The organism is Desulfuromonas soudanensis (genome assembly GCF_001278055.1).
Classification (GTDB): domain Bacteria; phylum Desulfobacterota; class Desulfuromonadia; order Desulfuromonadales; family WTL; genus Deferrimonas; species Deferrimonas soudanensis.
The window spans coordinates 343,891-366,533 of record NZ_CP010802.1 but is presented as its reverse complement, the minus strand read 5'-3'; the positions used below and the strand labels follow the sequence as shown (position 1 = coordinate 366,533).

Below are 22,643 nucleotides of genomic sequence, written 5' to 3'. Positions count from 1 at the left end.
GCGGAGCCTGAAATGCGCCGCGCCAGCACAGGAGGTATTTCATTGTGATTGATCAGATCGATCTCGGCCAGGTGAACTGGGCCAGGGCGCAATTTGCCCTCACCGCAGGTTATCACTGGATCTTCGTCCCCCTGACCCTCGGGCTCTCCTTTTTGTGCGCGTTTTTCGAATCGATCTACGTGCGCACCGGCAACGAGGAATGGAAGCGCTTGACCCGCTTCTGGATGACCCTTTTTGCCATCAACTTTGCCATCGGCATCGCCACCGGCATCATCCTCGAATTCCAGTTCGGCACCAACTGGTCCAACTATTCGTGGATGGTCGGCGACATCTTCGGCGCCCCCCTGGCCATCGAGGGGATCTTCGCCTTCTTCATCGAAGCCACCTTTTTTGCCGTGATGTTCTTCGGCTGGAACCGGGTCTCGAAAAGGATGCACCTCTTCTCCACCTGGATGGTGGCGGTAGGCGCCAACCTGTCGGCCCTGTGGATCCTGGTGGCCAACGGCTGGATGCAGAACCCGGTGGGGATGAAGTTCAACCCCGACATGGCCCGCTTCGAAATGCAGGACCTCTGGGCGGTCATCGCCTCGCCGGTGGCCATCAGCCACTTCGCCCATGCCACCGGTTCCGGCTTCCTCCTGGCCTCACTCTTCGTCGTCGCCGTCTCCTCCTGGTTCCTCCTCAAGAGACGGCACCTCCTCTTTGCCAAACGCTCCATCGCCGTCGCCTGCGTCTTCGGCCTTTTCAGCTCCCTCTTTGTCGCTTATACCGGCGACGAGCACGCCTTTATTACCGTGCGAACCCAGCCGATGAAACTGGCGGCCATGGAAGGGTTGTGGGACGGAAAGTCACCCACCGGCCTGATCGCCATGGGGATCGTCAACGGCGCCAAAAAGCCCGGCGACGACCAGCCCCCCTTTCTCGCCTCCGTGGAGATCCCCGGTCTGCTGACCCTGATGGCGCACCGCAGTTTTACCGGCTTTGTCCCCGGCATCAACGACCTGGTCTCCGGCAACGCCGACCAGGGGATCGAAGGGATCGACGCCAGAATCGAACGGGGGCGCCTGGCCGTCTCCGCCCTCGGCGACTACAAGGCGGCGCAAAAGGCCGGCGATGGGGCGCTTGCCCAGAGCGCCCTGGCCATTTTCGACGACAACCGCGGCGACCTCGGCTACGGGTACCTCCGCTCGCCGGAAGAGGCGGTGCCGCCGGTGGCTCTGACCTTCTACGCCTTTCGCCTGATGGTCATCGTCGGCACCTTTTTCATTCTCCTCTTCGTTCTTTTTCTGTGGCAGTCTCTGCGCGGTCGTCTCGAAAAGAGTCGCTTCCTGCTGCGCCTGGGGGTGATCTCCCTCTTCCTCGGCTACGCCGCCCAGCAGGCCGGCTGGATCGTCACCGAAGTCGGGCGCCAGCCCTGGGCGATCCAGGGGATGCTCCCCGTGTCCGTGGCCCGCTCCAACCTCGATTCGGCGACCGTCGCCACCACCTTCTTCATCTTTCTCGCCCTCTTTACGGCGCTGCTGATCGCCGAGGTGAAGATCATGACCAAACAGATTTCCATCGGTCCGGAAGGAGCATAAGGGATGTTCGGGAAACTCGATTTGTCGACCTTGCAGCAGCTCTGGTGGATCATCACCTCGGTTGTCGGTTCGTTGTTCGTCATGCTCACCTTCGTCCAGGGGGGGCAGACGCTGGTGCTGACCCTCGGCGGCGATCCCGAAGAAAAAAACCTCATCGTCAATTCCCTCGGCCGCAAATGGGAGCTGACCTTTACCACCCTGGTCCTCTTTGGCGGGGCGCTCTATGCCGCCTTCCCGCTCTTTTACGCCTCGAGCTTCGGCGGCGCCTACTGGGTGTGGATCTCCATCCTCCTGACCTTCGTCATTCAGGCGGTCAGCTACGAGTTCCGCCGCAAGCCGAACAATTTTCTCGGGGAGCGGACCTACGAAATCTTCCTGTTGATCAACGGAACGGTCGGCATTCTCCTCATCGGCGCCGCCGTCGGCACCTTTTTTACCGGCTCCAATTTCGTCCTCAACGACTACAACCTCGTCCGGTGGACCCATCCTCTGCGGGGGCTCGAAGCCGCCTTCAGTCTCTTCAACCTCTCCTTCGGTCTTTTCCTGGTCTTTCTCGCCCGGACCCTCGGCGCCCTCTATCTGGCCAACAACCTCGGCCACGAGACCCTGGTGGCACGGCTGAAAAAATCCTCCTTCAGCAATTTTCTCGCCGCCCTCCCCTTTTTGCTCTACGTGCTGATCCGCCTGCTGACGATGGACGGCTTTGCCTTCAATCCGGGGACCGGCGCCGTGACCCTGGAAGCCCACAAGTACCTGAACAACCTCCTGCAGATGCCGCTGGTGCTTGTTCTTCTTCTGGCGGGGCTCCTGCTCGTCGTGGCCGGGGTGGCGCTCAACCGTTTTACCCCCTCGGTGCGCGGCATCTGGCCGGCGGGGTTGGGGACCGTACTGACCTGTTTGGCGATCTTCTCCCTTGCCGGGTTCAACAACACCCCCTTCTATCCGTCCAGGGCGGACCTGGCCAGCAGCCTGACCATCTACAACGCCTCGAGCAGTCACTACACGCTGACCATGATGTCCTACGTGGCCCTGGCCGTCCCCCTTGTCCTTGCCTACGTGAGCTGGGTCTGGAAACAGATGGACGGCAGCAAACTGACGGTCGAAGAAGTGACCGCCGACAAGAAAAGTTATTAGGAGACTCCCCATGCTGATGATTTTCTGGATCGCCCTGATCGCCGCCTCGTTTTTCATCGCGGAAAAAGTTCTCAAGCGCCTCGACCTCCTGTAAAGGTCGGGTCGATTCCTTGGAACGCAAAACGGGGGCCGGAATATCCGGCCCCCGTTTTATCGTCACAGGGCGAACCCCTGGCCGCCGGGTTTTACCCCGGCCCCGCCGGAGAGGGAGCAAAGGGGAGGCTGAGAAAAAAGGTCGTCGCATCGGGTTCGCTGTCCACCCACACCCGCCCCCCGTGGGCTTGGGCGATCTCCCTCACCAGGGCGAGCCCCAGCCCGGTCCCGGCCGGTCGGTTGCTCCCCTGCAGACGATAAAAGCGCTCGAAAATCTTCTCCCGCTCTTCGGCGGGGATGCCGCTCCCCTGGTTCCGCACCCAGAGCAGGACCCCGTCGCCGTCGCTCTCCCCCCCGAGGACGATGGTGCTTTCGGCCGGAGAATACTTGACCGCATTGTCGAGAAGGTTGGTCACCGCCTCCTGCAGCCTGACCGACTCCCCCAGGACCGGAGGGAGATCGAGGAGGCAGTCGATTTCCACCCGCTGGGAAATCAGGGGGGTGCGGTAATGTTCCGCCACCTCGTAAATCAGGGGGTAGATCCAGACCGGCGCCGGACTGACCAGTCCAAATCCCGCCCTCAGCCTCTGCAGGCTGAGGAGATTGTCGATCAACCGCTTCAGGCGCTCCCCTTCCTTGACGATCAGTCCGAGATACTCCCGCTGCTGCGCCGGCGAAGTTGCGTTCTCCTCCATGAACTGGGCAAAGCCGAGGACGGCGGTCAGGGGGGTGCGCATCTCGTGGCTGACCGCAGAGAAGGCCTCCTCCCGACTCGTCTCCAGCCGCTTCTGCTCGGTGACGTCCCTCACCACCTCGACGCAGGCCACCACCTCCCCATCGGCGTCATGGAGGGGGCAGGCGGTGATTTCCAGGTGGAGAATCTCCCCGGAAGGAGCGGTGGAGGTGAAGGGGCGACGGTGCACCCGGCCGTCGGCGAAGCTCCTCTGCGCCGCGCAGTCGTCACAGACCTCGTCACGACCGGCGTACACGCGGTAGCAGGGCTCCCCGTAACGGTTCCCCCTCCGGCGAATCAGGACTTCGTTCTGGTAGATGATCCGGAAATCCCGGTCCTGGACGGTGATCCCGTCCCCCATCGCCGCCATGATCGCCTCGACCTTGTTCCGCTCCTCGATCAGGCGGGACTCGGCCTCCTTCCGTCCGCTGATGTCGCGCACCACCGCGACGATAAACCGCTGCAGTCCGGCCTGGAGCCGGGACGCCTTGATTTCCACGGCGAAAAAGGTGCCGTCGCTGCGCCGGTGCCGCGCCTCGAAAACGGCGACCCCTTCCCTGTCGATGCGCCCCGGCAGGGCGTGCCAGTCTCCGAGGGAAGGGGGAGCTTCGGCAAAGTCGGGGAGATGCATCCCCAAAAGGGTCTCCCGGTCGTAGCCGAGCCCCTGGCAGGCCAGGTCGTTGGCGTAGAGGACCCGGCCGCTTTCAGGGTCGAAAAAGAGGATGGCATCACTGAGACGATCGACGATGTTGCGAAAGACCGGCAGATCCCTCACCAGCCCCTCCGGTTCGGTGCTTTCGCGGATGAAGGCCACCTTGGCGAAGGTGCCGTCGGGGAGAGGGAGGGGGACGTTGGAGACCTGATAGGAGCGACCGGTCAACGGGTGCTGAAAAAAGCCGCTGACCTTCCGGCCGGCAAAGACCTCCAGGGAACACCAGGGGCAGGGCTCCTCCCGACCGTGCAGAGCGGAAAAGCAAAGATCGCCGGTGGCGTCGCGACCGAGGGCGGCGATGAAGTTGCGGTTCATGAAGCGGATGCGGAAGTCGGGACCGCCGACGTAGATCGGACCGTCCCACGCCTCGATGATGGCGGCCAACCACCCTCCCGGCGCCTCGCCCCCCGGCTCTCCCGCCCCCTCATCCTGAAGAAAGATCGACATGCGCCCCCTTGACGATAAATGCAGCCGTTCAACTATAGCAAGGATGAAGGAAAAAACTAGAAACTGCATTAATACAACCGACAGCGTCATCCCCTCCGGCACCAAAGGCAAAGGGAGCCGCCCGACGGCAGCTCCCTTTGCCTTTGGTGTACTCTTGAAACGGGACGATGGGGGCGATTTTATCCTCAACCCGGGAAAATCGCCCCCCTTAGAAGAGGGGCCGGGTCACCCCGTTGACCACCAGTTCCCCGCCATTGAAGGTGGCGCTGGCCTTGATCCTTTTGCCCTCCCGGACCATGAAATTACCGGCCAGCAGCGCCTCCACCCGGTCTTTTGCCTGCTTTTCGGCCATTTGGGCGATCTCTTCGTCGCTGTACGCCGGCGCCTGCCCGAGGTCGCGGGCCTCTTCGAGCTGATCCGTCACCCGGCCGGCCATGATCGCATGGGCCAGACTTTCGTCGAGGGAAAGATCCGCCCAGGCGTCAAGAGCCTGTAGCAGGGCGAAGGGATTCTCCGGGGTCAACCCCGCCTGACCGGCGAATTTCATCAGAAAGCTCCCCTCGACCTCCCCCATCGGCGTAGCAAAATGGAGTCGGGAAATGCCGATTTCCGGATTCCCTTCGAGGAGATCGCCCACGAGCTGACTGTAAAGAGGGAGAACCCGGAGGGCCAGCTCCTCGGGATCGATGCTCCCGGCGTTGAGATAGACGTCCTGAACCTTCCCCTGAAATTCGCTGAGAACTTCGCCGTCCAGGTTTCTCGCTTCGATGTCGAAGACGCCAGGACCGTAGGTTTTTCCCTCGACCATGACGTCGTCCACCTTCAGTCTCTGGTTAAAATAAACGAGCAGGCCGTTCAATCCGCTTTCCTGCAAAACCTCGAAACCGTTCATCTTCAGCGTTTTGCCTTCCCCGCTCTCCTCGTCGGGAAAGGTCATCTCCACTTCGCCGAACCTGACCTCGCTTCTCCCGAGATAAAGCCGCGGAAGAGCTTCGACAAGGTCGCACTGGCCGCCGAAGCCTGACCAGACGATCTCCCCATCGGGCCCGCTGACCGCCAGTTTCGGCATGGCAAAGGTTCCGTCCAGGGTCTTTTGTCCGGCGCCGAGCTTGAATTCGGAGGTGAACCCGCCCCAGGTCACCTGAGCGCCTTCGATGACATTCTCAAAGGGAGGGATCAGAAGCTGGCTGGTCAGGCTACCGTTGAAACCGACAGTGGAAAGGGCAAGGGAATTCCTCAGCACCGGGGCGTTTGCCAGCAGTTTCTCCAGTTCGTCCCCGCCTGGAGTGATCCGGACCAGCCGGGTTTCAATAACGACCATCGCCGGGGCCAGGGACAATTTTCCGTCCGGCCCGCGGCCAAGGGGAAAGGGACCGTTTCTCAGGGTATGTTCCAATACCATGCGCACCGGTTCCACGCCCGGGTCGAGATCGTCCGGGGAGGGCGTTTTCGGCACCCGCATTTCGAGGACCGTTTCGGCCCTGGAAGAGAGGAATCCCCGGTGAAAACTTTGGCTCGCCTGGGAGAAGGGACCCCATTGGCCGTACTCCTCGAGCAGGCTGGTGTACCGGCTTTCCACCTGGCCGCCGACGACATGGGTCGCGCCGGCCCAGACGGCCGCGGAGAGAAGGGCGACGACGACAAAAACGATGAATTTCTTCATACTTCTCCTGACTAGGGGACCTGGTTCCGAAAAAAAACGGGCCGGGTTAAAGGAAGGCAGCAAGGCGAACCGGTCATGAGAGCCGCAATCGTCCGGAAAGTACGCTCACACCCCGGCTGAGGCCTTCAAGGGCTCTGCACCCGCCCGGCGAGGGGGAAGGTACAGTGAACGGCGGTCCCCTCGCCGACCCGACTGTCGATGGAGACACGGCCGCCGTGGGCCTCGACCAGATGGCGGACGATGGTCAAGCCGAGGCCGGTGCCGGCGATGGCGGTATTCGACGCATCGGCGCGGTAAAACTTGTCGAAGGCCTGCGCCGCCTGCTCTTCGGTCATGCCGATCCCCTGATCGCAAACGCTGATATGACACATCCCGTTGTCCCCACGCAGGGAGACGACAACGGGGCTCCCCGGCGGCGAATATTTCATCGCGTTGCTGAGAAGATTCTCCAGCACCTGCAGAACGGCAAAATGGTCGACCCGAATCGACATATCATCGTCCTCGACAGTGAGGTCGATCCGATGGCCCGACAGACTATATCGAAATCCGGCAATCGCATCCCGGCAAAGCAGGGCGGCCGAGTGCGCCTGACAGGTCAGGGTCACCCCTTCGCCGGCTTCGATACGGCTGATGTCCAGGAGATTGCTGACAATTTCGGAGAGCTGTTCGGCCTTGGCGTGGATCTGCCGCAGATATTCCAGACGGGCGTCGTCGCCGATATCGTCATCGGCCTCGATCAACAGGTCGGAATAGCCGATCACGGAGGTGAGAGGGGTGCGCAGCTGGTGCGCCGCCGTGGAGAGGAATTCGTCCTTGACCCGCTCGATATCCCGCGCCCGGGTCACATCGTGGAGCAATGTGATGCGCCCCTGATCGCTTGCGACGGTGCTGGAGAAGGCGGTGGTGCGGGCCTGAAAGACTTTTTTTTGCCCGTCAATGACAAATTCCATGTCCGTGAGGACCTGGGCTTCCCCCCTGGCCACCGCCTCGAGGTGCGCGCGCAGCCCGGCATGGCGGATTACATCGAGCAGTGGCCGCCCCAGCGATTCGTGGAGGCAGAGACCGAGGAGCTCCTCGGCCGCCTGATTCATCAGGACGATACGACGCTTGCCGTCCGTCGCCACCAGCCCGTCCGACATGGTGCGCAGCAGGGTGTCGATCTGCTCCTTGGCGCGGCGCACCGCGTCAAGGGCGACCAGCAGATCGGACTGGCTGCGTTTATGTTCGGTGACGTCGTTGTAGGCAAGAACCACGCGGGTCACCCGACCCTGGGGATCGAGGATCGGCTGACCGATGACATCGAAAAAGCGGCCGTTGGTGTAAAAATCGGCGGAGGCTTCGGGACGCCCGGAAGCCAGGACCTTGCTGTGGACACAGTCCTGCATGCCCGCCTTCGACCGGCAGACCACCTCCTGGCACAAAACCCCGGTCATGTCGCCTTCGGCGTTGAGGAGCAGGGTGCGCACCCGATCGTTATAGGCGATAATCCGCATCTGCGGATCGAGGACGAGCACCGCCGCGCCGACCGCTTCGAAAACCGCCTGCACTTCCTGATGCGCCAGTTGCAGGCGCTCGTTGGTCTCGCGGATATTTTCCAGGACATGCTGAAAGGACTGGGCGACGATCCCGATCGGGTCGAACTCCAGGAGCGACCAGTCCGCCAGCTCCTCAGGGGGCAGCGACCTGGTCCCCATGGTATTGAGCAGCTGGTTGGTTTTGGCGCGGATGTAATCGAAGGCATCGCGGTTGTTCCTGCGCAGTTCGGCATTTTCCGCCGCCAGCCGCGCCAGCTCGCCGGATTCCGTCTCCTTCGGCGGGAGAGACCGCTTAGTCGGCTGCATGACTGATCACGACCTCGTAATGGCCGGCCGGCAACTTTTCGACCCGCACCAGAAAACCCATATTCTCGGCGGCAGCGGGGATGGTCGAGACGGCATCGCGGCTGTCGGTCAAAATCCGCAGCCGCAGGGAGCCCCGGCGCAGGGGTGCGGCATTTTGATTCAGAGCACGCAGGGTCGTCAGCAGGGACGACGGGCAGACCTGACCGCGGATGTCGAGGATCGATTCTTCGAACGGAGGAATCATAGGGGCTCCTTGCTGAGAACGATGCGGACGATCAAGCGGCTGCCGAGCCAGGCTCCCGGCAAGAGGCCGGCGATGAACAGCAGACTTTGCAGAGCAAAAACCGGGAGACCGCCCCAGAGATGCCAGACGTTGCAGCCAGGCGTCAGACGGGCACCGAAAGCCATCAGGATACCGCCGGCAAAGGCGGCGGCGAGCTGGCGGGAAGGGACGCGGCCGTGCCAGCACCACTCGCCGAGAAAGAAGCTCGACAGGGCGGCGCCGAGAACGATCCCGCCAATGAGCGGGTATTGCATCAGGGCGACGGCATCCAGGGCCGGCCCGGCGCCGCCGCTCAGGAGTCCGCCGCCAAAGGGGAGGGTCATCTGCACCAGTTCCGTCCCATAAATCGGCAGGGACGCCACATGCGCCGGAGCCAGAACCACTTCGACCCCGGCCATCCATTTCAGGTAGGAGGTCGTCACCCCGAAGGGAACCCCCGACACGGCGGCCGAGGCGGCTCCCAATAGGGCCAGAAGCACCGCTGCCTTCCACGGTTGCAAATAGCCTGCCACCGGCGACAGCCGCTGCAGCCGCCCGAGGCTCTGCCAGCGCCAGAGCCAGAGACCGCCGAAAAGAGCGAAAAGAGCGACCCACCAGGAAGCGGAGATACCGGTCAGCTGCGGCAGGGTGATTGCGGCGGTCAGGGTCGAGGAGCGCAGCAGCGGAACCACGGATTGATGAAGCTCGGCATACAGGCCGCTGCCGAGGACCAGCCCGGCCAGGGCGAGCAACGCCGGCCGACTGCCGCTGCCGAGCTTGTAGAGGACGCCGATGACGCAGCCGCCGGAGAGAACCATGCCGAGGCCGAAGAGGCCCCCGCCCAGCAGGCTGAAGAGGGTCGGCGGACCAAAGAGGGGAAACGGCAAATCGATCAGGCCCGCCTGGCGTTCCACCTCGAAGAGGACGGCGGCAAGAACGACAAGGAGCAGCAGCGGCCGCAGCATGAAGGTGCTGCGGAAGAGGAACAGATCCCTGAAGGCTCCGGCCAGGCAAAAATCGGATCGGTGCAGGACAAATCCCGCAACCAGCCCGATGGCAAGCAGAGAGAGTGCAACGTAGAGAACGGGAACCGACATGAGCCTCCGGATGATCAACTGACGGGTTGTCAACCGCAGGGCGGATTCTACCGAACTTGAGTGGGAAAAGTAAATGAAGAAAACGTAAGGTTCATCCGCAGAAGGGCAGGGAGCTGCGACCACCGGCAAGGAGGGAGTCCCGGGAGATCGTCACACAAAACTTGAATTTTTTGCCATATTCAAGTCTAATAGCGTCTTGTTTCGGCTCTTGCCGTTCCGAGCATTCATTCACTCTCCGCAGCCGCCGGCTGCTCCAGCAAGGATCCGCTCCCATGTCGTTTTCCGGTGATCTGGAACATCTCCCCATTGTCGACGTCATCCAACTGATGCACTCGACCCGCAATTCAGGGATTCTGGAGATCAGCGGCCGCAAGGGGAAGAGTCAGCTGGTCTTCAAAAAGGGGTACATCGTCGGCGCCTGCCACCTCAACAACGGGATCCGCATCGGCGACATCCTCGTCTCCCAGGGGGCGATCGACGAGACAACCCTGCAGGAAGCGCTGGAGATCCAGCACACTCCCGGCTCAAACCGCAAACCGCTCATCGTCACCCTCCTCGAGGCCAACCTGGTCGACGAGCACCAGGCCTACACCGCCCTGAAATCGCTCATCGAACTGACCCTCATTGAAATCCTCACCTGGCGCAAGGGGACCTTCACCCTCGAAGCCAGCGACGAGGTCAGTCTCGACGAATTCAAGTACTACCCGAACGAAATCGAGCGCGAGATCAATGTCGACGTGCAGGGGATCCTCATGGATGCCCTGCGCATTTTTGATGAAAAGGTGCGCGACGGCGAGATCTCCCTCGAGGAGGAACACGACGTCGGGGAAGAGATCACCGCCGACCTCCTCGGGCTCGATGCCCTCGATGAGCTGGAACGCAAGATTCCCGGCGTCTACCAGGGGCTGGGGGAAACCTCCCTCAAGGTCTCTCGGCCGCCGGCACCCAAAGGGGTCTCCGTCGTCCGCCGGCTCAACGATTTTATCGCCGGACTCCCCCAGCTGACCACACCGCAATCGGTGGCGCGCGCCGTGCTCTCCTTTATCGGCGAGCTCCTGCCGCGCGCCCTGATCCTCGTCGTCCGCGGCAACGAACTGATCGCCGATCGCGCCTGCGGCATTTCCTGCAGCGAAGGCGACGGCATCGACGAGCCGCTCGGGTTTAAGGTCCCCCTCGACAGGCCGTCGGTGCTGCTGCAGGCCCTTCGGTCGGGCAGTCTCTACTGCGGCCCCTGTGCCGACGAGGTGGTAGAAGTCTCCCTCCACCGCAAAATCGGCGCTCCGACCGACAGCACCGTCCTCCTCCTCCCGGTCAAGCGTCTGGGCAAGACCCTGTTTCTGATTTACGCCGATTTCGGCACCCGGGAGCAGAAACAACTGCCGGTGGAACTGCTCGACATGCTTGCCGAACAGGCGGGCCTGAGAGTGGACGCTCTTCACTAACCGCAGCCAGGGACGCCAGCGGGCGCCCGAAACTGCCGAGGTCATCCGATGGACAACAAATTACTCAACCAGATCCTTGGGATCGCCTTCGACAAGCGTGTCTCCGACGTCCACTTCGAGGTCGACAATCCCCCCTTCTTCCGCGGTCGCGGCCAGCTCATCCGCTCCAAGCTGCCGAAGCTCTCCGCCGAGGATACCGAATTCATCGCCGGCGCCATTCTCGCCCAGAACGGCCGCGCCCTGACGGACGACCTCAGGGAGACCGACGCCTCCTACGCCCTCGACACCGGCGGCCGTTTCCGCGTCAGCATCTTCCGCCAGCGCGGCTGCCTCGGCATCGTCATGCGCGTCATCCCGCCGGTCATCGGCACCTTTGCCGACCTCAAGCTGCCGGCCGTCCTGCAGGAGATCGTCAAGGCGCCCAACGGCCTGGTTCTGGTCACCGGCCCGACCGGCAACGGCAAATCGACGACCCTGGCGGCGATGCTGCAGCACATCAACCAGACCCAGAGATACAACATCATCACCATCGAAGACCCGATCGAATTCCTCTTCACCTCCGACAAGAGCTGCATCATCCAGCGGGAGGTCGGCGTCGACACCGCCGGTTTCAGCCAGGCCTTGAAGGCCGCCCTGCGCATGGACCCGGATGTGGTCATGGTCGGCGAGATGCGCGACCTCGAAACCATCGACGCCTGCATCAAGGCCTCGGAGACCGGCCACCTGGTCTTCTCCACCCTGCACACGCAAAGCGCCGTCTCCACCATCAACCGCCTGGTCGGCCACTTCCCCCCCGACACCCAGGACATCCTCCGCCAGCGCCTCGCCGACATCCTGGTCGCCACCGTGTCGCTGCGCCTGGTCATGGACAAGAGCGGCGAAAACCTGGTGCCGGTCGTCGAGCTCATGCGCACCACCACCACCATCCAGGGGTGCATCCGCGAAGGGCGCCTCGACGAGATCGAAAAACACATCGAAAACGGTCGCAACGAATACTCGATGCAGAGCATGGATCAGCACCTGATTCAACTCTGCGAGCGGGGAGTGATCACCATCGAAGCCGCCAAGCAGGTGTCGCGGTCGATGGATCTGGAACGGAAGCTGATGTTCACCCAGTAGGCTGACCTTCCCGACAGCAAAGCTTCTCTAAAGCGCCAACAGGCCGCCTTCGGTTCACTCCGGAGGCGGCCTGTTGCATCATGAGGGGGGTCAGGCCTCACAGGGCCAAGGGGGGACAATTCAGAAAGTCCCCTTAGGTCGGGAAAGATGGGGTGGTGGGCATAGGGGCAGAACTTATTGCCGCCCACGATTCCGGTGCGCCACGGTTCCCCAAAAGGGGACGAAAAAATCCACGAATGGGCTTAACGGACCTGATCGACCATGTAGTCCACGGCCGCCCGAATCTCTCCTTCGCTGAGAGCAGGATTCCCCGCCTTAGGGGGCATGGCGCCCTTGCCGTTGATGACGCTTTGTACCAGCTCCTCTTTTCCCTTGGCGATGAGGCTGTCCCAGGCTGTCTTATCCCCCATCTTGGGTGCGCCCGAGACCCCCGTTTCGTGGCAGGAGGAGCAGTTATTCTGATAGACGGCCTTCCCCTGATCGCTCGCCTCCGTCGATCCTGCTGCCATCTGCTCATTGGCCTGTTCCATGGCCGTACCCTTCTGCTCGGCCGGCGAGGTCTGCTTCATCTCTTCGGTTCTGGTTTCTTCTTTCTTGCTGCAGGCCATCGCGGCCAGGAATACCACCAACAAGGCAATCACCCATTTTGTTCTACTGTTCAGCATGGTTAGCTCCTTTGTAAGTTGAGGTTAATTCCCCAGACGTCCAGCTTAGCAGCAATCTTTTGTTTTGCCGGGGCGGGGGATAAAAAAAGCCGGGAGTTTCCTTTCTCGCCGAATTCCGGCGACAGCCCGAAGAGCTCCTTTCGTCCTGGCATCGGCAGCCAGAGCCGGCAGGGTTTCTCTGTCGGGATTCCAAGGGCAAGGGCGCCATTGAGGACCTGTGAATTCCGGAGCCGCGTCGCAAATTGACAGGCCTTGCAGGGGTGATATAAGGAAAAATATCGGAAGTAAAGACCTCTTAACCCAGGGCAGAGCCTCCCTCCGGGGAAGGGCTGCGATTTTCCAAAGGAGAATTTCCCATGATCGGAATAAAACGACTTACCGGATTTTTTCTGGCTCTGGCGGTATTAGCTGTAATGGGCTGCGCCGGGACGGACACCAGCAGGAGCACGGGGACTTACATCGACGACAAGACAATCACCACCCAGGTCACCGCAAAACTCGCTGCCGACCCTGCGACCAAGGCCACCCAGATCCAGGTCGAGACCTACGACGGGGTCGTCCAGTTGAGCGGTTTTGTCGACACGAAGGAAAGCATCCCTAAAGCCGAAGAAATTGCAAGGAGTGTCGAGGGAGTGAAGAAGGTTAAAAACAACCTTATTTTACGCTGACGAACAACCAAAGGGCACCGGAGCTGCTTATGAGTTCCGGAACAAGCTGGCGCTCGACGATCTGGAGGAAGACTTCAGGACCGGTCGGATGAGACGGTCTTATGTGAGGAAAAATCCCAGGGTTCAGGTGAGACAGAGATGGAGCCTCCCCTTCCTGATCGGCATGCTGCTCCCCCTTGCGACCTGCAAAAAAGAGAAGGCGCACCTTGAGATCGTGGACCAGTTCCTATCCCTGGAAGGCCCGGACGCAATCGTGGGTAAAACCGTCATCGTGCATGCCCAACCCGACGACCTGAGCTCTCAGCCGACCGGAAATGCGGGTCCGCGTGTGGCCTGCGGAGTTATTGAGGGCAAGGGATAGTTGGTTCAGGGACGGGAAAAACCCCTCCAAAGAAAATGCCGGCGCAAGGCCGGCATTCCACGTTCCATCCCATTTCATTCCAACGGCAGCCCGGCCTAATCCTCCACCGTCAAATTCCGGCAGCGGGTCTCCTTCACCAGCAGGGAGCCGGCAAAGGCCACCGCCGCAAAGACGACGAGCACCAGGAGGCCGCGGCGGTAGTCACCGGCTCCGTAGATGCGTACACCGTCGATGAGCGTCCCGTCCCACCCCCGGTCCATGATCCAGCCGAAGAGGGGCTGGACGATGGCGGCGCCGAGAAAGAGTCCGGTGTTGACCAGGCCGACCGCCATGCCGGAGAGGTTGGGGGGAATGGCCTCCTTGGCGGACGCGAAGGTGACAATGAAGCCTCCGGCGCAGAAGCCGAGGAGGAAGAAGAGGAGAAAGCCGCTGGCGCCCGCCGCCCAGGGGAGGAGGGCGAGGGCGAGGCAGACGAGGAGATAGCCGAGGCTGCCGGCGACGATCACCGGCTTGCGGTAGCCGATGCGGTCGGAGATCCAGCCGGCGGCCATGGAGCCGGTGGCGAAGCCGGCCAGGGCGAGGGTGGTGTAGAGGGAGGCGGCGCCGCGGTCGAGCCCCTGGGTGTCGCGCAGACAGGGGATGGCCCAGAGGCCGACGAAGGCGAGCATGCTGCCGACCATGCCGAAATCGACCCAGAAGAGGGGCCAGGTGGCGCGGGCGCGCACCACGCCCAGGAGCTCCCGGTACCAGGGATTCTGCAGTCGGGCGTGGCTTGTTCTCCCCTCCATCTCGCGCAGCGACGGAAAGCCGAGATCCTCGGGGGAATTGCGCACCAGCAGGAGGGTGAGCGCCGCCAGCAGAAGGGTGAGGACGCCGAGGGCGACGAAGACGGTGCGCCAGGAGTAGAAACCGAGGAGGGCCGCCAACGGCCCGGCGGAGGCGATGGCGCCGACGTTGCCGAGAAGGAGGGTGAGGCCGCTGATCCGGCCGTAATGGCGGTCGCTGAACCAGACGCTGTTGCTCTTGAAGAGGCCGACGAAGACGACGGAGACGCCGAGGCCGACGAGGGCGCGGCCGACGGCGGCCTGGGTGAAGGTCTCGCCGAGGCCGAAGAGGATGGAGCCGCTGCCGGCGACGAGGTTGCCGACGGCGACGGTGATCCGGGCGCCGAGGGTGTCGGCGAGGATGCCGGCGGGGATCTGCATGAGGGTGTAGATGTAGAAGTACATGGCGGCCAGGGAGCCGAGGGCGACGCCGGTGGTGCCGAAGGCGCGCATCAGGTCGCCGCTGACGACCGCCGGGGCCATGCGGTGGAAGAAGACGAGCATGTAGGCGGCGATGAGGATGGAGAAGATCGACCAGCGCGCCATCAGAAAGCGCGACGGGTCGAAGGGGGGGCGGTCCTGCGTCCGGCTCGGCATGATGGATTCCTCCGGCCGCCGGTGGAGAAAAAGCGGCCCTGTCGGTGGGACGTTGAGGGGAACGGTCCGGGGCGCTCCCTTACACCAGCCAGCTCTTGCGCCGGCGATACTGTTTGACGTCGCGGAAACTCTTGCGCTCGCCGCTGGAAAGGCCGAGATAGAATTCCTTGACGTCGTCGCTGGCGGCGAGCTCCTGCGCGCTCCCTTCCATCACCACGCGGCCGTTTTCCAGGATATATCCGTAATCCGAGTAGCGCAGGGCGACGGTGGTATTCTGCTCGGCGATGAGAAAACTCACCCCCTCCTTCTGGTTGAGGTCCTTGACGATCTGGAAGATTTCCTCGACGACCTGGGGAGCCAGCCCCATGGACGGCTCGTCGAGAAGAACCATTTTCGGCCGCGCCATCAGGGCGCGCCCCACGGCGACCATCTGCTGTTCCCCCCCGGAAGTATAACCGGCCTGGCTGGTGCGCCGGGCGCGCAGGCGCGGGAGGTAGTCGTAGATGCGCTCCAGGTCGTGCTTGATTTCGCTGCGGCTGGCGCGCCGGGTGTAGGCGCCGGTGAGAAGATTCTCCTCCACCGTCAGGTGGCCGAAACAGTGGCGCCCTTCCATGACCTGGATCACCCCCATCTTCACCATCTCGTGCGGTTCCAGGCGATCGATCCGGACCCCCTGGTACTCGATGGAACCCTTGGTCACCTCGCCGCGTTCCGTCCGAAGCAGGTTGGAGATCGATTTCAAGGTCGTCGTCTTCCCGGCGCCGTTGGCCCCGAGCAGGGAGACGATCTTCCCCTCGGGGACCTCGAGATTGACCCCCTTGAGGACCAGAATAACATGATCGTAGATCACCTCGGCGTTTTTGACCCGCAAAAGCGGCGGGGCGCCGTCGGATGCCACGGCGGCAACCTGCAGATTTGCTTGTGTCCCCATGCGTCACCTCGATAGAGAGCGGGCCGGCCCCTTCGGGCCGGCCCGCTCGTGGAACGACTATTTTTTGGCCTTGGCTTCCTGGGTGCAGTTCCGCAGGGTAATCCCCTTTTCGGCGGCGTACTTGGCGGCGGACTTTTCCACTTCCGGCCGCACGATCTCCTGGTCCGAGGGGATCCAGTCGGAAACGATCTCCCACTTGTCACCGTTCCAGCGCTGGAACTTCACCGCTCCGCCCCCTTCGTGGTCCATGCAGGAGAGCTTGAGGGGCTGGAGCAGATCGTGGGCGCCGAGTTCCTTGAGGCGCTTGTCGTCGATGTCGAGATTCTCAAAGCCCCAGCGCATCTCCTCGCCGGTGAGGGAACGCTTGCCATACTTCTCCTGTCCCGTACGGATCGCCTCGGCGACCAGAATCCCCTGAATGACGCCCCGATTGAAATACTGCTGGCCGATCCGCTTCGGATCGGTCATGTTTCCGGTCCCCCCCTTGGCGTAGACATGCTTGAGGATGTCCTGAATGACGGGAAAGTCGACCCCCGAGGGGTGAAAGGCGGCGGTGACGAAGTTCTTGGCAGCATCGCCGGCGGGAATTACGTCCTCTTCGGCGCCGCTCCACCAGCCGCCGATCATGCGGTTGGCGGGGAAGCCGACCTTCTGCGCCGTCTTGAGGGCCACCGAGTTCATGACCCCCCAGCCGCGCAGGATGACCCAGTCCGGCTTCATCTGGCGAATCTGCATCCACTGGGACTGCTGCTCGTTCCCCGGATGGGGAACCTCGATGTGGGTGACCGTGAAGCCGTACTTGGCCGCCTGCAGATCGAGGAGCCCCATCGTCTCCTTGCCGTAGGCCGAGCCGTGGTAGAGGTTGACGATCTTTTTCCCTTTGAGCTTGTCCATCCCCCCTTCCAGAGAGCCGATGTACTTGATCTTCGCCGTATTCTGGCTCCAGTAGCTCGTCACCACGGGAAAGACGTAGGGGAAGACCCGGCCGTCGGCGGCATCGGAACGGCCGTAGCCCATGGTGACCAGGGGCAATTTGTCGACGTTGACCCGGTCGATGAGCGAGTAGGTGATGCCGGTGGAGAGGGGAATGATGACGCTGGCGCCGGTCGGGCCGTTGTTTTTCAGGCGCTCGTAGCATTCGACGCCGCGGTCGTTTTTGTACTCGGTCTCGCACTCTTCCCAGGTCAGCTTGACGCCGTTGATGCCGCCATCGCGCTTGTTGAGCATGTCGAGATAATCGATGTAGCCGCCGTAGAATCCAGTGCCGCCGGCGGCATAGGGCCCGACGCGAAAGCTCAGCATGGCAATGTACTGCTCGGCGGCCAAGACCGGCGTCGCCAGCATCAACAGGACGATCACGATCCCCAGCACGGCTCGTTTGAGCCTCCGTTCTTTCATGGAACACCTCCATCTAAATGTGGGCAGCCGACAGACAACAGTCGCAGCAAGGCTGCACTTGCTCGACAAGGGCGGACCGGGGGTTTTTGGTCCCCCCGGCGGAAATCAGTACGGGAAGGGCCACAACCGAAGCTTCTCCTTGCCGGTGCGCCAGAGCTTGGCCAGCCCCTGGGGCTCGACGATGAGGAAGAAGATGATCAGGGCGCCGAAGAGGCAGACTTCGAGATTCGACAGCAGGTCGCTGCGGATGCCGGGAAAGAGGGCATGGCCGAAGACGTTGAGCAGGATCGGCAGCAGGAGCATGAAAAAAGCGCCGAGGAACGAACCGAGGATGCTCCCCATGCCGCCGATGATGATCATGAAGAGCATCTGGAAAGAGCGGTTGAGGTCGAAGGCCTGCGGCTCGACGGAACCGAGGTAGGCAAAGGCCCAGAGCGCCCCGGCGATGCCGCAGTAAAAGGAGCTGATGGCAAAGGAGAGGAGCTTGGTCTTGAGCATGGGGATTCCGACAACCTCCGCCGCCACCCCCATGTCGCGCACCGCCATGAACGCCCGGCCTGTTTCGCTGCGGATCAGATTGATCGCCAGCACCGTAAGGACGACGACGATGGTGAGGGTGAGGAGATACTTGCTCACCGGCGTATCGAAATCGTAGCCGAGAATCTGCATCTTCTGGGCGCTGATCACCCCCGAGCTGTTGTCGTTGGAGAACCAGGAGAACTTGGTGAGGGTCCATTCGATGAAGAACTGGGCCGCCAGGGTGGCCACCGCCAGATAAAACCCCTTGATGCGCAGGCTCGGCAGGCCGAAGAGAATGCCGACGGCGGCGGCGGAGAGGCCGGCGAGGACGAAGGCGAGAAGGATCGGCATCCCTGGGACCCGGAGCATGAAGTTGAAGGCGGCAAAGGCCCCCACCGCCATGAAACCGGCGGTCCCCAGGGACAACTGGCCGGTGTAGCCGGTGAGGATGTTGAGCCCCAGGGCGGCCAGGGAGAGGATGAGAAAGGGGATCAATATGGCGCTGAACCAGTAATCGGTGGCAAAGGCCGGCACGATGACGTAGGCGAAGGCGAATAGAGCCACCATCGACAGGCGGTCCTGCCGCAGGGGAAAGATCAGGCTATCCTGCGCATAAGTGGTCTTGAACTGTCCTGCTTCCCGGTAAATCATGATTCCTCCGATAAAAACGAATGCACCCGGTCTCTACCCTCTTTTTCAGACGCGATCGATATGCTTCTCGCCGAAGAGCCCTTCGGGGCGCACCAGGAGAAAAACGAGAGCCAGCATGTAGGGAAACCAGTTTTCGATGCCGGTGCCGATGTTGAGACCGAGACTCGAACCGATATAGACCTCGGCGAGTTTTTCTCCGGCGCCGATGAGGAGGCCGCCGACGATCGCCCCGGGAATCGACGAAAAGCCGCCGAGAATGAGGACCGGCAGGGCCTTGAGGGCGGTAAAGGTGAGGGCGAACTGCACCCCGGTGCGGGCCCCCCACAGCATCCCCGCCACCAGCGCCACCAGCCCGGCCACCGTCCAGACGATGGCCCAGATATGCTTGAGGGGGATGCCGACCGACTGGGCCGCCTGATGATCGTCGGCCACCGCCCGCAGCGCCCGGCCGATGCGCGTCTTCTGGAAGAAAATCGCCAGGGCGATGACCAGCACCCCGGCGGTGCCGGCGGCAAAGAGGTCGAACTGGCTGATCATGATCCCCCCCACCATGAAGGGGATGTCCTTGATCCCCAGCTCCAGGCTGTGCACCTGGGCGCCCCAGAGCCCCTGGGTCAGCCCTTCGAGGAAGAAGGCCAGGCCGATGGTCGCCATGAAGAGGGTGATCGGCGGCTGCCCAACCAGAGGCCGCAGCACCAGGCGCTCCACCAGGACGCCGAAGATCGCCATAGCGGCCATGGTGACAAGGAGCGCCAGCCAGAAATTCACCCCGCGCTCGACGAGAGAGACAAAGGTGAGGGCGGCGAAAAAGACCATGGCCCCCTGGGCGAAGTTGAAGACTCCGGACGCCTTGTAGATCAGCACAAAACCGAGCGCAACCAGGGAGTACATGACCCCGGCGAGCAACCCGCCGATCAGCACCTCCAAAAAAAATTCCCAGCCCATAGCGACTCCTTCAAAGAATGGTCCGTCCCAAGTTCCAGATCCCGGAATCTTCCGTATTCTGTTTTCCGTTTTCGACCTTCTCTCTTCTTCCTTCTTCCTTCTTCCCGCCCCTAATGCGAAACCCCCAAATAGGCGTCGATCACCGTCTGGTTGCTGCGCACCTCGTCGGGGGTGCCGTCAGCGATCTTGCGTCCGTATTCGAGGACCACCACCCGGTCGGAAAGGTCCATCACCACCCCCATGTCGTGCTCGATGAGGATGATGGTCGTCCCGAACTGCTCGTTGACCTCGAGGATGAAGCGGCACATGTCCTGCTTCTCCTCGACGTTCATCCCCGCCATCGGTTCGTCGAGCAGGAGAAGATCCGGTTCGGCCGCCAGGGCCCGTCCGAGCTCGACGCGCTTCTGCAGGCCGTAGGAGAGCTGGCTCACCATCGTCTTGCGCACCGATTCGATCTGGAGAAAGCGGATGATCTCCTCCACCTTCTTGCGGTGCTCGATCTCCTCGCGCTGGGCCGCCCCCCAGTAGATCGCCTGCTGCCAGAAGCGGGTCTTCATCATCAGGTTGCGCCCGGTCATGATGTTGTCGAGAACGCTCATCCCCTTGAAGAGGGCGATGTTTTGAAACGTCCGGGCGATCCCCTGCTTGGCGGCGATGTGCGGGCGCATCTGCTTGCGGGTCTCCCCCTTGAAGGTGATGGCGCCGTCCTGGGGGTGATAGACGCCGTTGATGCAGTTGAGCATGGAACTCTTCCCGGCGCCGTTGGGACCGATGATGGCCAGGATTTCATGCTTGCGCACCTGGAAGCTCACGTCGGTGAGGGCCTTGATGCCGCCGAAGGAGAGGGCGATATTATCGATTTTAAGGATGATGTCCCCGGTATGGTGAACCTTGCCGCTGTTCATGGTCCTCCTTATCCGACCGCTTCGGTCGGTGCAGAATCAAATGTCGGCTTCTGGTGAGCATTTGGTCCGCCACCGGCGTCCCCCTCTTCCCGCACACCCTGCGTCACCCGGGAATTGCCCTCTCCCCCCTTCTGTCCGGCATAGAGGGCCTCGATTTGCCGCTGGTACTTGTGGGCGATGAAATGGCGGCGTATCTTGCGGGTGCGGGTGAGCTCGCCGTCGTCGGCATTGAGTTCCTTGTCGAGGATCATGAAGTGGCGGATGTGGGGATTTCCCAGACGCGCCTCGGCGGCGAGTTCGGCGTTGACCTTGGCCACGCACTCGGCAATGAGGTTGCAGACCTCCGTTTTCCCCGCCAGATCGGCATACCCCGAATACCAGAGGTTGCGCTGCTGCGCCCAGGCTCCGACGGCCAGGGGATCGATGTTGATGAAGACGGCGACGCAATCGCGCCTGTTGCCGAAGGCCACCGCGGTCTTGATGTAGGGGGAAAAGCGTAGTTTGTTCTCGATATACTTGGGCGCCACCAGGGTGCCGTCGTTGAGACGGTCGAGGTCGCTGACCCGGTCGATGATGCAGAGGTGGCCATCGCCGTCGAAAAAGCCGATATCCCCCGTATGCACCCACCCCTTTGCGTCCTTGGCCGCCGCCGTCGCCTCCGGGTCGTTGCAGTACCCGGCAAAGGCGCCGGGGCCGCGATAGAGGACTTCCCCGGTGTCGGCGATCTTGATCTCCACGTCCTTGGCCGGCGTCCCGACGGTGTTGGCCTTGATCTGGCCGTTGCGCTGCATGGTGACGAACATCGAGACTTCCATCTGTCCGTAGATCTGTTTCAGATTCATCCCCAGGGCGCGGAAGAAGCTGACGACATCGGGACCGATGGCATCGCCGCCGGTGGTGGCGACGCGCACCCGGCTCAAGCCGAGATTGTCCATGAGCGGGTTGAAGATGACGATGCGGCCGATCCCGTAGAGGAGCCTGTCGGAGAGGGCTACCGGTTCCCGGTCGAGAATCCGCTCCCCGACCCGCCGCCCCAGCTTCATGAAGAAGTTAAAAAGGCCGCGCCGCAGCCGGCCGGCGCTCTCCATGCGCAGCATGACCGACTTCATCAGGCTCTCGTAGACGCGGGGCGGTCCGTAAAAGTAGCTGGGGCCGATTTCCCGCAGATCGGTGAGGATGGTATCGGCGCTCTCCGGGCAGCTTACGCAATAGCCGGCGACGAAGGACTGGGCGTAGGAGACCATGATGTCCCCCGAGCCGGCCATGGGCAGGTAGGCCAGTACTTCCTCGCCGGGACTGAGCCCTTCGATCTCCGCGGCGTTTCGGGCGGTAATGATCAGGTTGTTGTGGCTGAGAATCGCGCCCTTCGGCTTCCCCGTCGCCCCGGAGGTGTGGAGGATCATGGCGATGTCCTCCCCCTTCCCCTGAGCCACCTCCTGCAGGTAAAAGCCGGGATGCTGCTCGTCGAAGACCCGCCCGCACCCTTTGATTTCGGCGTACCCGAAGAGATACGGCTCGGGATATTGGGCCATCCCCCGGGGATCGATGAAGATGATCGTTTCCAGGGACGAACAGCGTTCCTTGATCTCGAGGAGCTTGTCGACCTGCTCCTGATCCGCCACCAGGGCAACATGCACCCCGGCATTGTTGAAGACATAGAGGATCTCGTCGGGGCCGGCATCCTGGTAGACGGGGACGGCGATGCCACCCAGGGCATGGGCCGCGGCCATCCCCTGGTAGAGTCGCACGCGGTTGTCGCCGAGTATGGCCAGCTTCTGCCCGCGCTTGAAGCCGATGGACGCCAGGCCGCAGGCGAGGGCCCGCACCCCCAAGGCGACGTGAGACCAGCTCCACGGCTGCCAGATGCCGAAATCCTTCTCCCGCATGGCCGGCCGGTCGCCGCGCAGGCGGTCATGCTCCAGCAGAAGCTTGGGGAACGTATCGGCGGATTGCATCGCCTCTGTCACTGAATCCTCCTCTCGGTTTGGTTGTCGGCCAGACCCCGGGGGGCTGGAACGGAACCGGCCTCGCATAAAATACAAACAGTGTTATAGCA

At 62.3% G+C, this 22,643-nt stretch carries 19 protein-coding genes; 6 read left to right on the top strand and 13 right to left on the bottom strand.

Annotation, left to right across the window (positions count from 1 at the left end; all coding sequences use genetic code 11):
• Positions 1-44: 44 nt before the first annotated feature.
• Both DSOUD_RS01665 and cydB read left to right on the top strand, forming a co-directional pair.
• On the top strand, positions 45-1,580 hold the full coding sequence (locus DSOUD_RS01665; protein ID WP_053549363.1) for a cytochrome ubiquinol oxidase subunit I: 1,536 nt from the start codon (positions 45-47) through the stop codon (positions 1,578-1,580).
• A 3-nt stretch (positions 1,581-1,583) separates the two neighbouring features.
• Positions 1,584-2,714 carry a cytochrome d ubiquinol oxidase subunit II gene (gene cydB / locus DSOUD_RS01660; RefSeq protein WP_053549362.1) on the top strand — a complete coding sequence of 377 codons (1,131 nt, stop codon included), beginning with the start codon at positions 1,584-1,586 and terminating at the stop codon, positions 2,712-2,714.
• 185 nt (positions 2,715-2,899) lie between these two features.
• Here cydB and DSOUD_RS01655 read toward each other — a convergent pair whose 3' ends face one another.
• The 5 genes from DSOUD_RS01655 to DSOUD_RS01635 all read right to left on the bottom strand — a co-directional run bounded on the left by DSOUD_RS01655 (position 2,900) and on the right by DSOUD_RS01635 (position 9,562).
• Positions 2,900-4,699, bottom strand: coding sequence for a sensor histidine kinase (locus tag DSOUD_RS01655; RefSeq protein WP_053549361.1), 1,800 nt, complete (start codon positions 4,697-4,699; stop codon positions 2,900-2,902).
• A gap of 208 nt (positions 4,700-4,907) precedes the next feature.
• Complete coding sequence (locus DSOUD_RS01650; RefSeq protein WP_053549360.1) at positions 4,908-6,362, bottom strand: YdgA family protein; 1,455 nt, start codon at positions 6,360-6,362, stop codon at positions 4,908-4,910.
• A gap of 125 nt (positions 6,363-6,487) precedes the next feature.
• Positions 6,488-8,203, bottom strand: coding sequence for a sensor histidine kinase (locus DSOUD_RS01645; RefSeq protein WP_053549359.1), 1,716 nt, complete (start codon positions 8,201-8,203; stop codon positions 6,488-6,490).
• Complete coding sequence (locus DSOUD_RS01640; RefSeq protein ID WP_053549358.1) at positions 8,190-8,447, bottom strand: sulfurtransferase TusA family protein; 258 nt, start codon at positions 8,445-8,447, stop codon at positions 8,190-8,192. Before DSOUD_RS01640 ends, DSOUD_RS01645 begins: the two co-directional genes overlap by 14 nt.
• Positions 8,444-9,562, bottom strand: coding sequence for a YeeE/YedE thiosulfate transporter family protein (locus DSOUD_RS01635; RefSeq protein WP_053549357.1), 1,119 nt, complete (start codon positions 9,560-9,562; stop codon positions 8,444-8,446). The genes DSOUD_RS01640 and DSOUD_RS01635 overlap by 4 nt, the downstream gene beginning before the upstream one ends.
• Positions 9,563-9,834: 272 nt before the next feature.
• On the opposite strand from DSOUD_RS01635, the gene DSOUD_RS01630 reads away from it, so the two are divergent.
• Together DSOUD_RS01630 and DSOUD_RS01625 are read left to right on the top strand one after the other, a co-directional pair.
• Positions 9,835-11,004, top strand: a complete 1,170-nt coding sequence (locus DSOUD_RS01630) for a DUF4388 domain-containing protein (protein ID WP_053549356.1) — start codon at positions 9,835-9,837, stop codon at positions 11,002-11,004.
• 48 nt (positions 11,005-11,052) lie between these two features.
• Positions 11,053-12,123: a type IV pilus twitching motility protein PilT gene (locus DSOUD_RS01625; RefSeq protein WP_053549355.1), complete on the top strand. Its 1,071-nt coding sequence runs from the start codon at positions 11,053-11,055 to the stop codon at positions 12,121-12,123.
• Between the two features lie 242 nt (positions 12,124-12,365).
• Here DSOUD_RS01625 and DSOUD_RS01620 read toward each other — a convergent pair whose 3' ends face one another.
• On the bottom strand, positions 12,366-12,788 hold the full coding sequence (locus tag DSOUD_RS01620) for a c-type cytochrome (RefSeq protein WP_082351002.1): 423 nt from the start codon (positions 12,786-12,788) through the stop codon (positions 12,366-12,368).
• Positions 12,789-13,144: 356 nt separating this feature from the next.
• Here DSOUD_RS01620 and DSOUD_RS01615 point away from each other — a divergent pair, with 356 nt between their 5' ends.
• Together DSOUD_RS01615 and DSOUD_RS19110 are read left to right on the top strand one after the other, a co-directional pair.
• A complete protein-coding gene (locus tag DSOUD_RS01615) occupies positions 13,145-13,456 on the top strand; it encodes a BON domain-containing protein (protein ID WP_053549354.1) in 312 nt (103 codons plus the stop codon).
• Between the two features lie 88 nt (positions 13,457-13,544).
• Complete coding sequence (locus DSOUD_RS19110; protein ID WP_053549353.1) at positions 13,545-13,817, top strand: superoxide dismutase family protein; 273 nt, start codon at positions 13,545-13,547, stop codon at positions 13,815-13,817.
• 95 nt (positions 13,818-13,912) lie between these two features.
• Here DSOUD_RS19110 and DSOUD_RS01605 read toward each other — a convergent pair whose 3' ends face one another.
• From DSOUD_RS01605 to DSOUD_RS01575, 7 genes are all read right to left on the bottom strand, one after another.
• Entirely contained in the window at positions 13,913-15,238 is a 1,326-nt protein-coding gene (locus DSOUD_RS01605; RefSeq protein WP_053549352.1) for an MFS transporter, read from the bottom strand.
• Positions 15,239-15,317: 79 nt separating this feature from the next.
• A complete protein-coding gene (locus DSOUD_RS01600; RefSeq protein WP_053549351.1) occupies positions 15,318-16,169 on the bottom strand; it encodes an ABC transporter ATP-binding protein in 852 nt (283 codons plus the stop codon).
• Between the two features lie 57 nt (positions 16,170-16,226).
• On the bottom strand, positions 16,227-17,567 hold the full coding sequence (locus tag DSOUD_RS01595; protein ID WP_053549350.1) for an ABC transporter substrate-binding protein: 1,341 nt from the start codon (positions 17,565-17,567) through the stop codon (positions 16,227-16,229).
• Between the two features lie 105 nt (positions 17,568-17,672).
• The gene (locus DSOUD_RS01590) at positions 17,673-18,737 is read right to left on the bottom strand and encodes a branched-chain amino acid ABC transporter permease (RefSeq protein WP_053549349.1); all 1,065 of its coding nucleotides are present in this window, start codon (positions 18,735-18,737) and stop codon (positions 17,673-17,675) included.
• 45 nt (positions 18,738-18,782) lie between these two features.
• Positions 18,783-19,682, bottom strand: a complete 900-nt coding sequence (locus tag DSOUD_RS01585) for a branched-chain amino acid ABC transporter permease (protein WP_053549348.1) — start codon at positions 19,680-19,682, stop codon at positions 18,783-18,785.
• 110 nt (positions 19,683-19,792) lie between these two features.
• Positions 19,793-20,587 carry an ABC transporter ATP-binding protein gene (locus DSOUD_RS01580; RefSeq protein ID WP_053549347.1) on the bottom strand — a complete coding sequence of 265 codons (795 nt, stop codon included), beginning with the start codon at positions 20,585-20,587 and terminating at the stop codon, positions 19,793-19,795.
• An 8-nt stretch (positions 20,588-20,595) separates the two neighbouring features.
• Positions 20,596-22,554 (bottom strand): AMP-binding protein, encoded by a 1,959-nt coding sequence (locus DSOUD_RS01575; RefSeq protein ID WP_198300350.1) that lies wholly within the window; start codon positions 22,552-22,554, stop codon positions 20,596-20,598.
• Positions 22,555-22,643 lie beyond the last annotated feature (89 nt).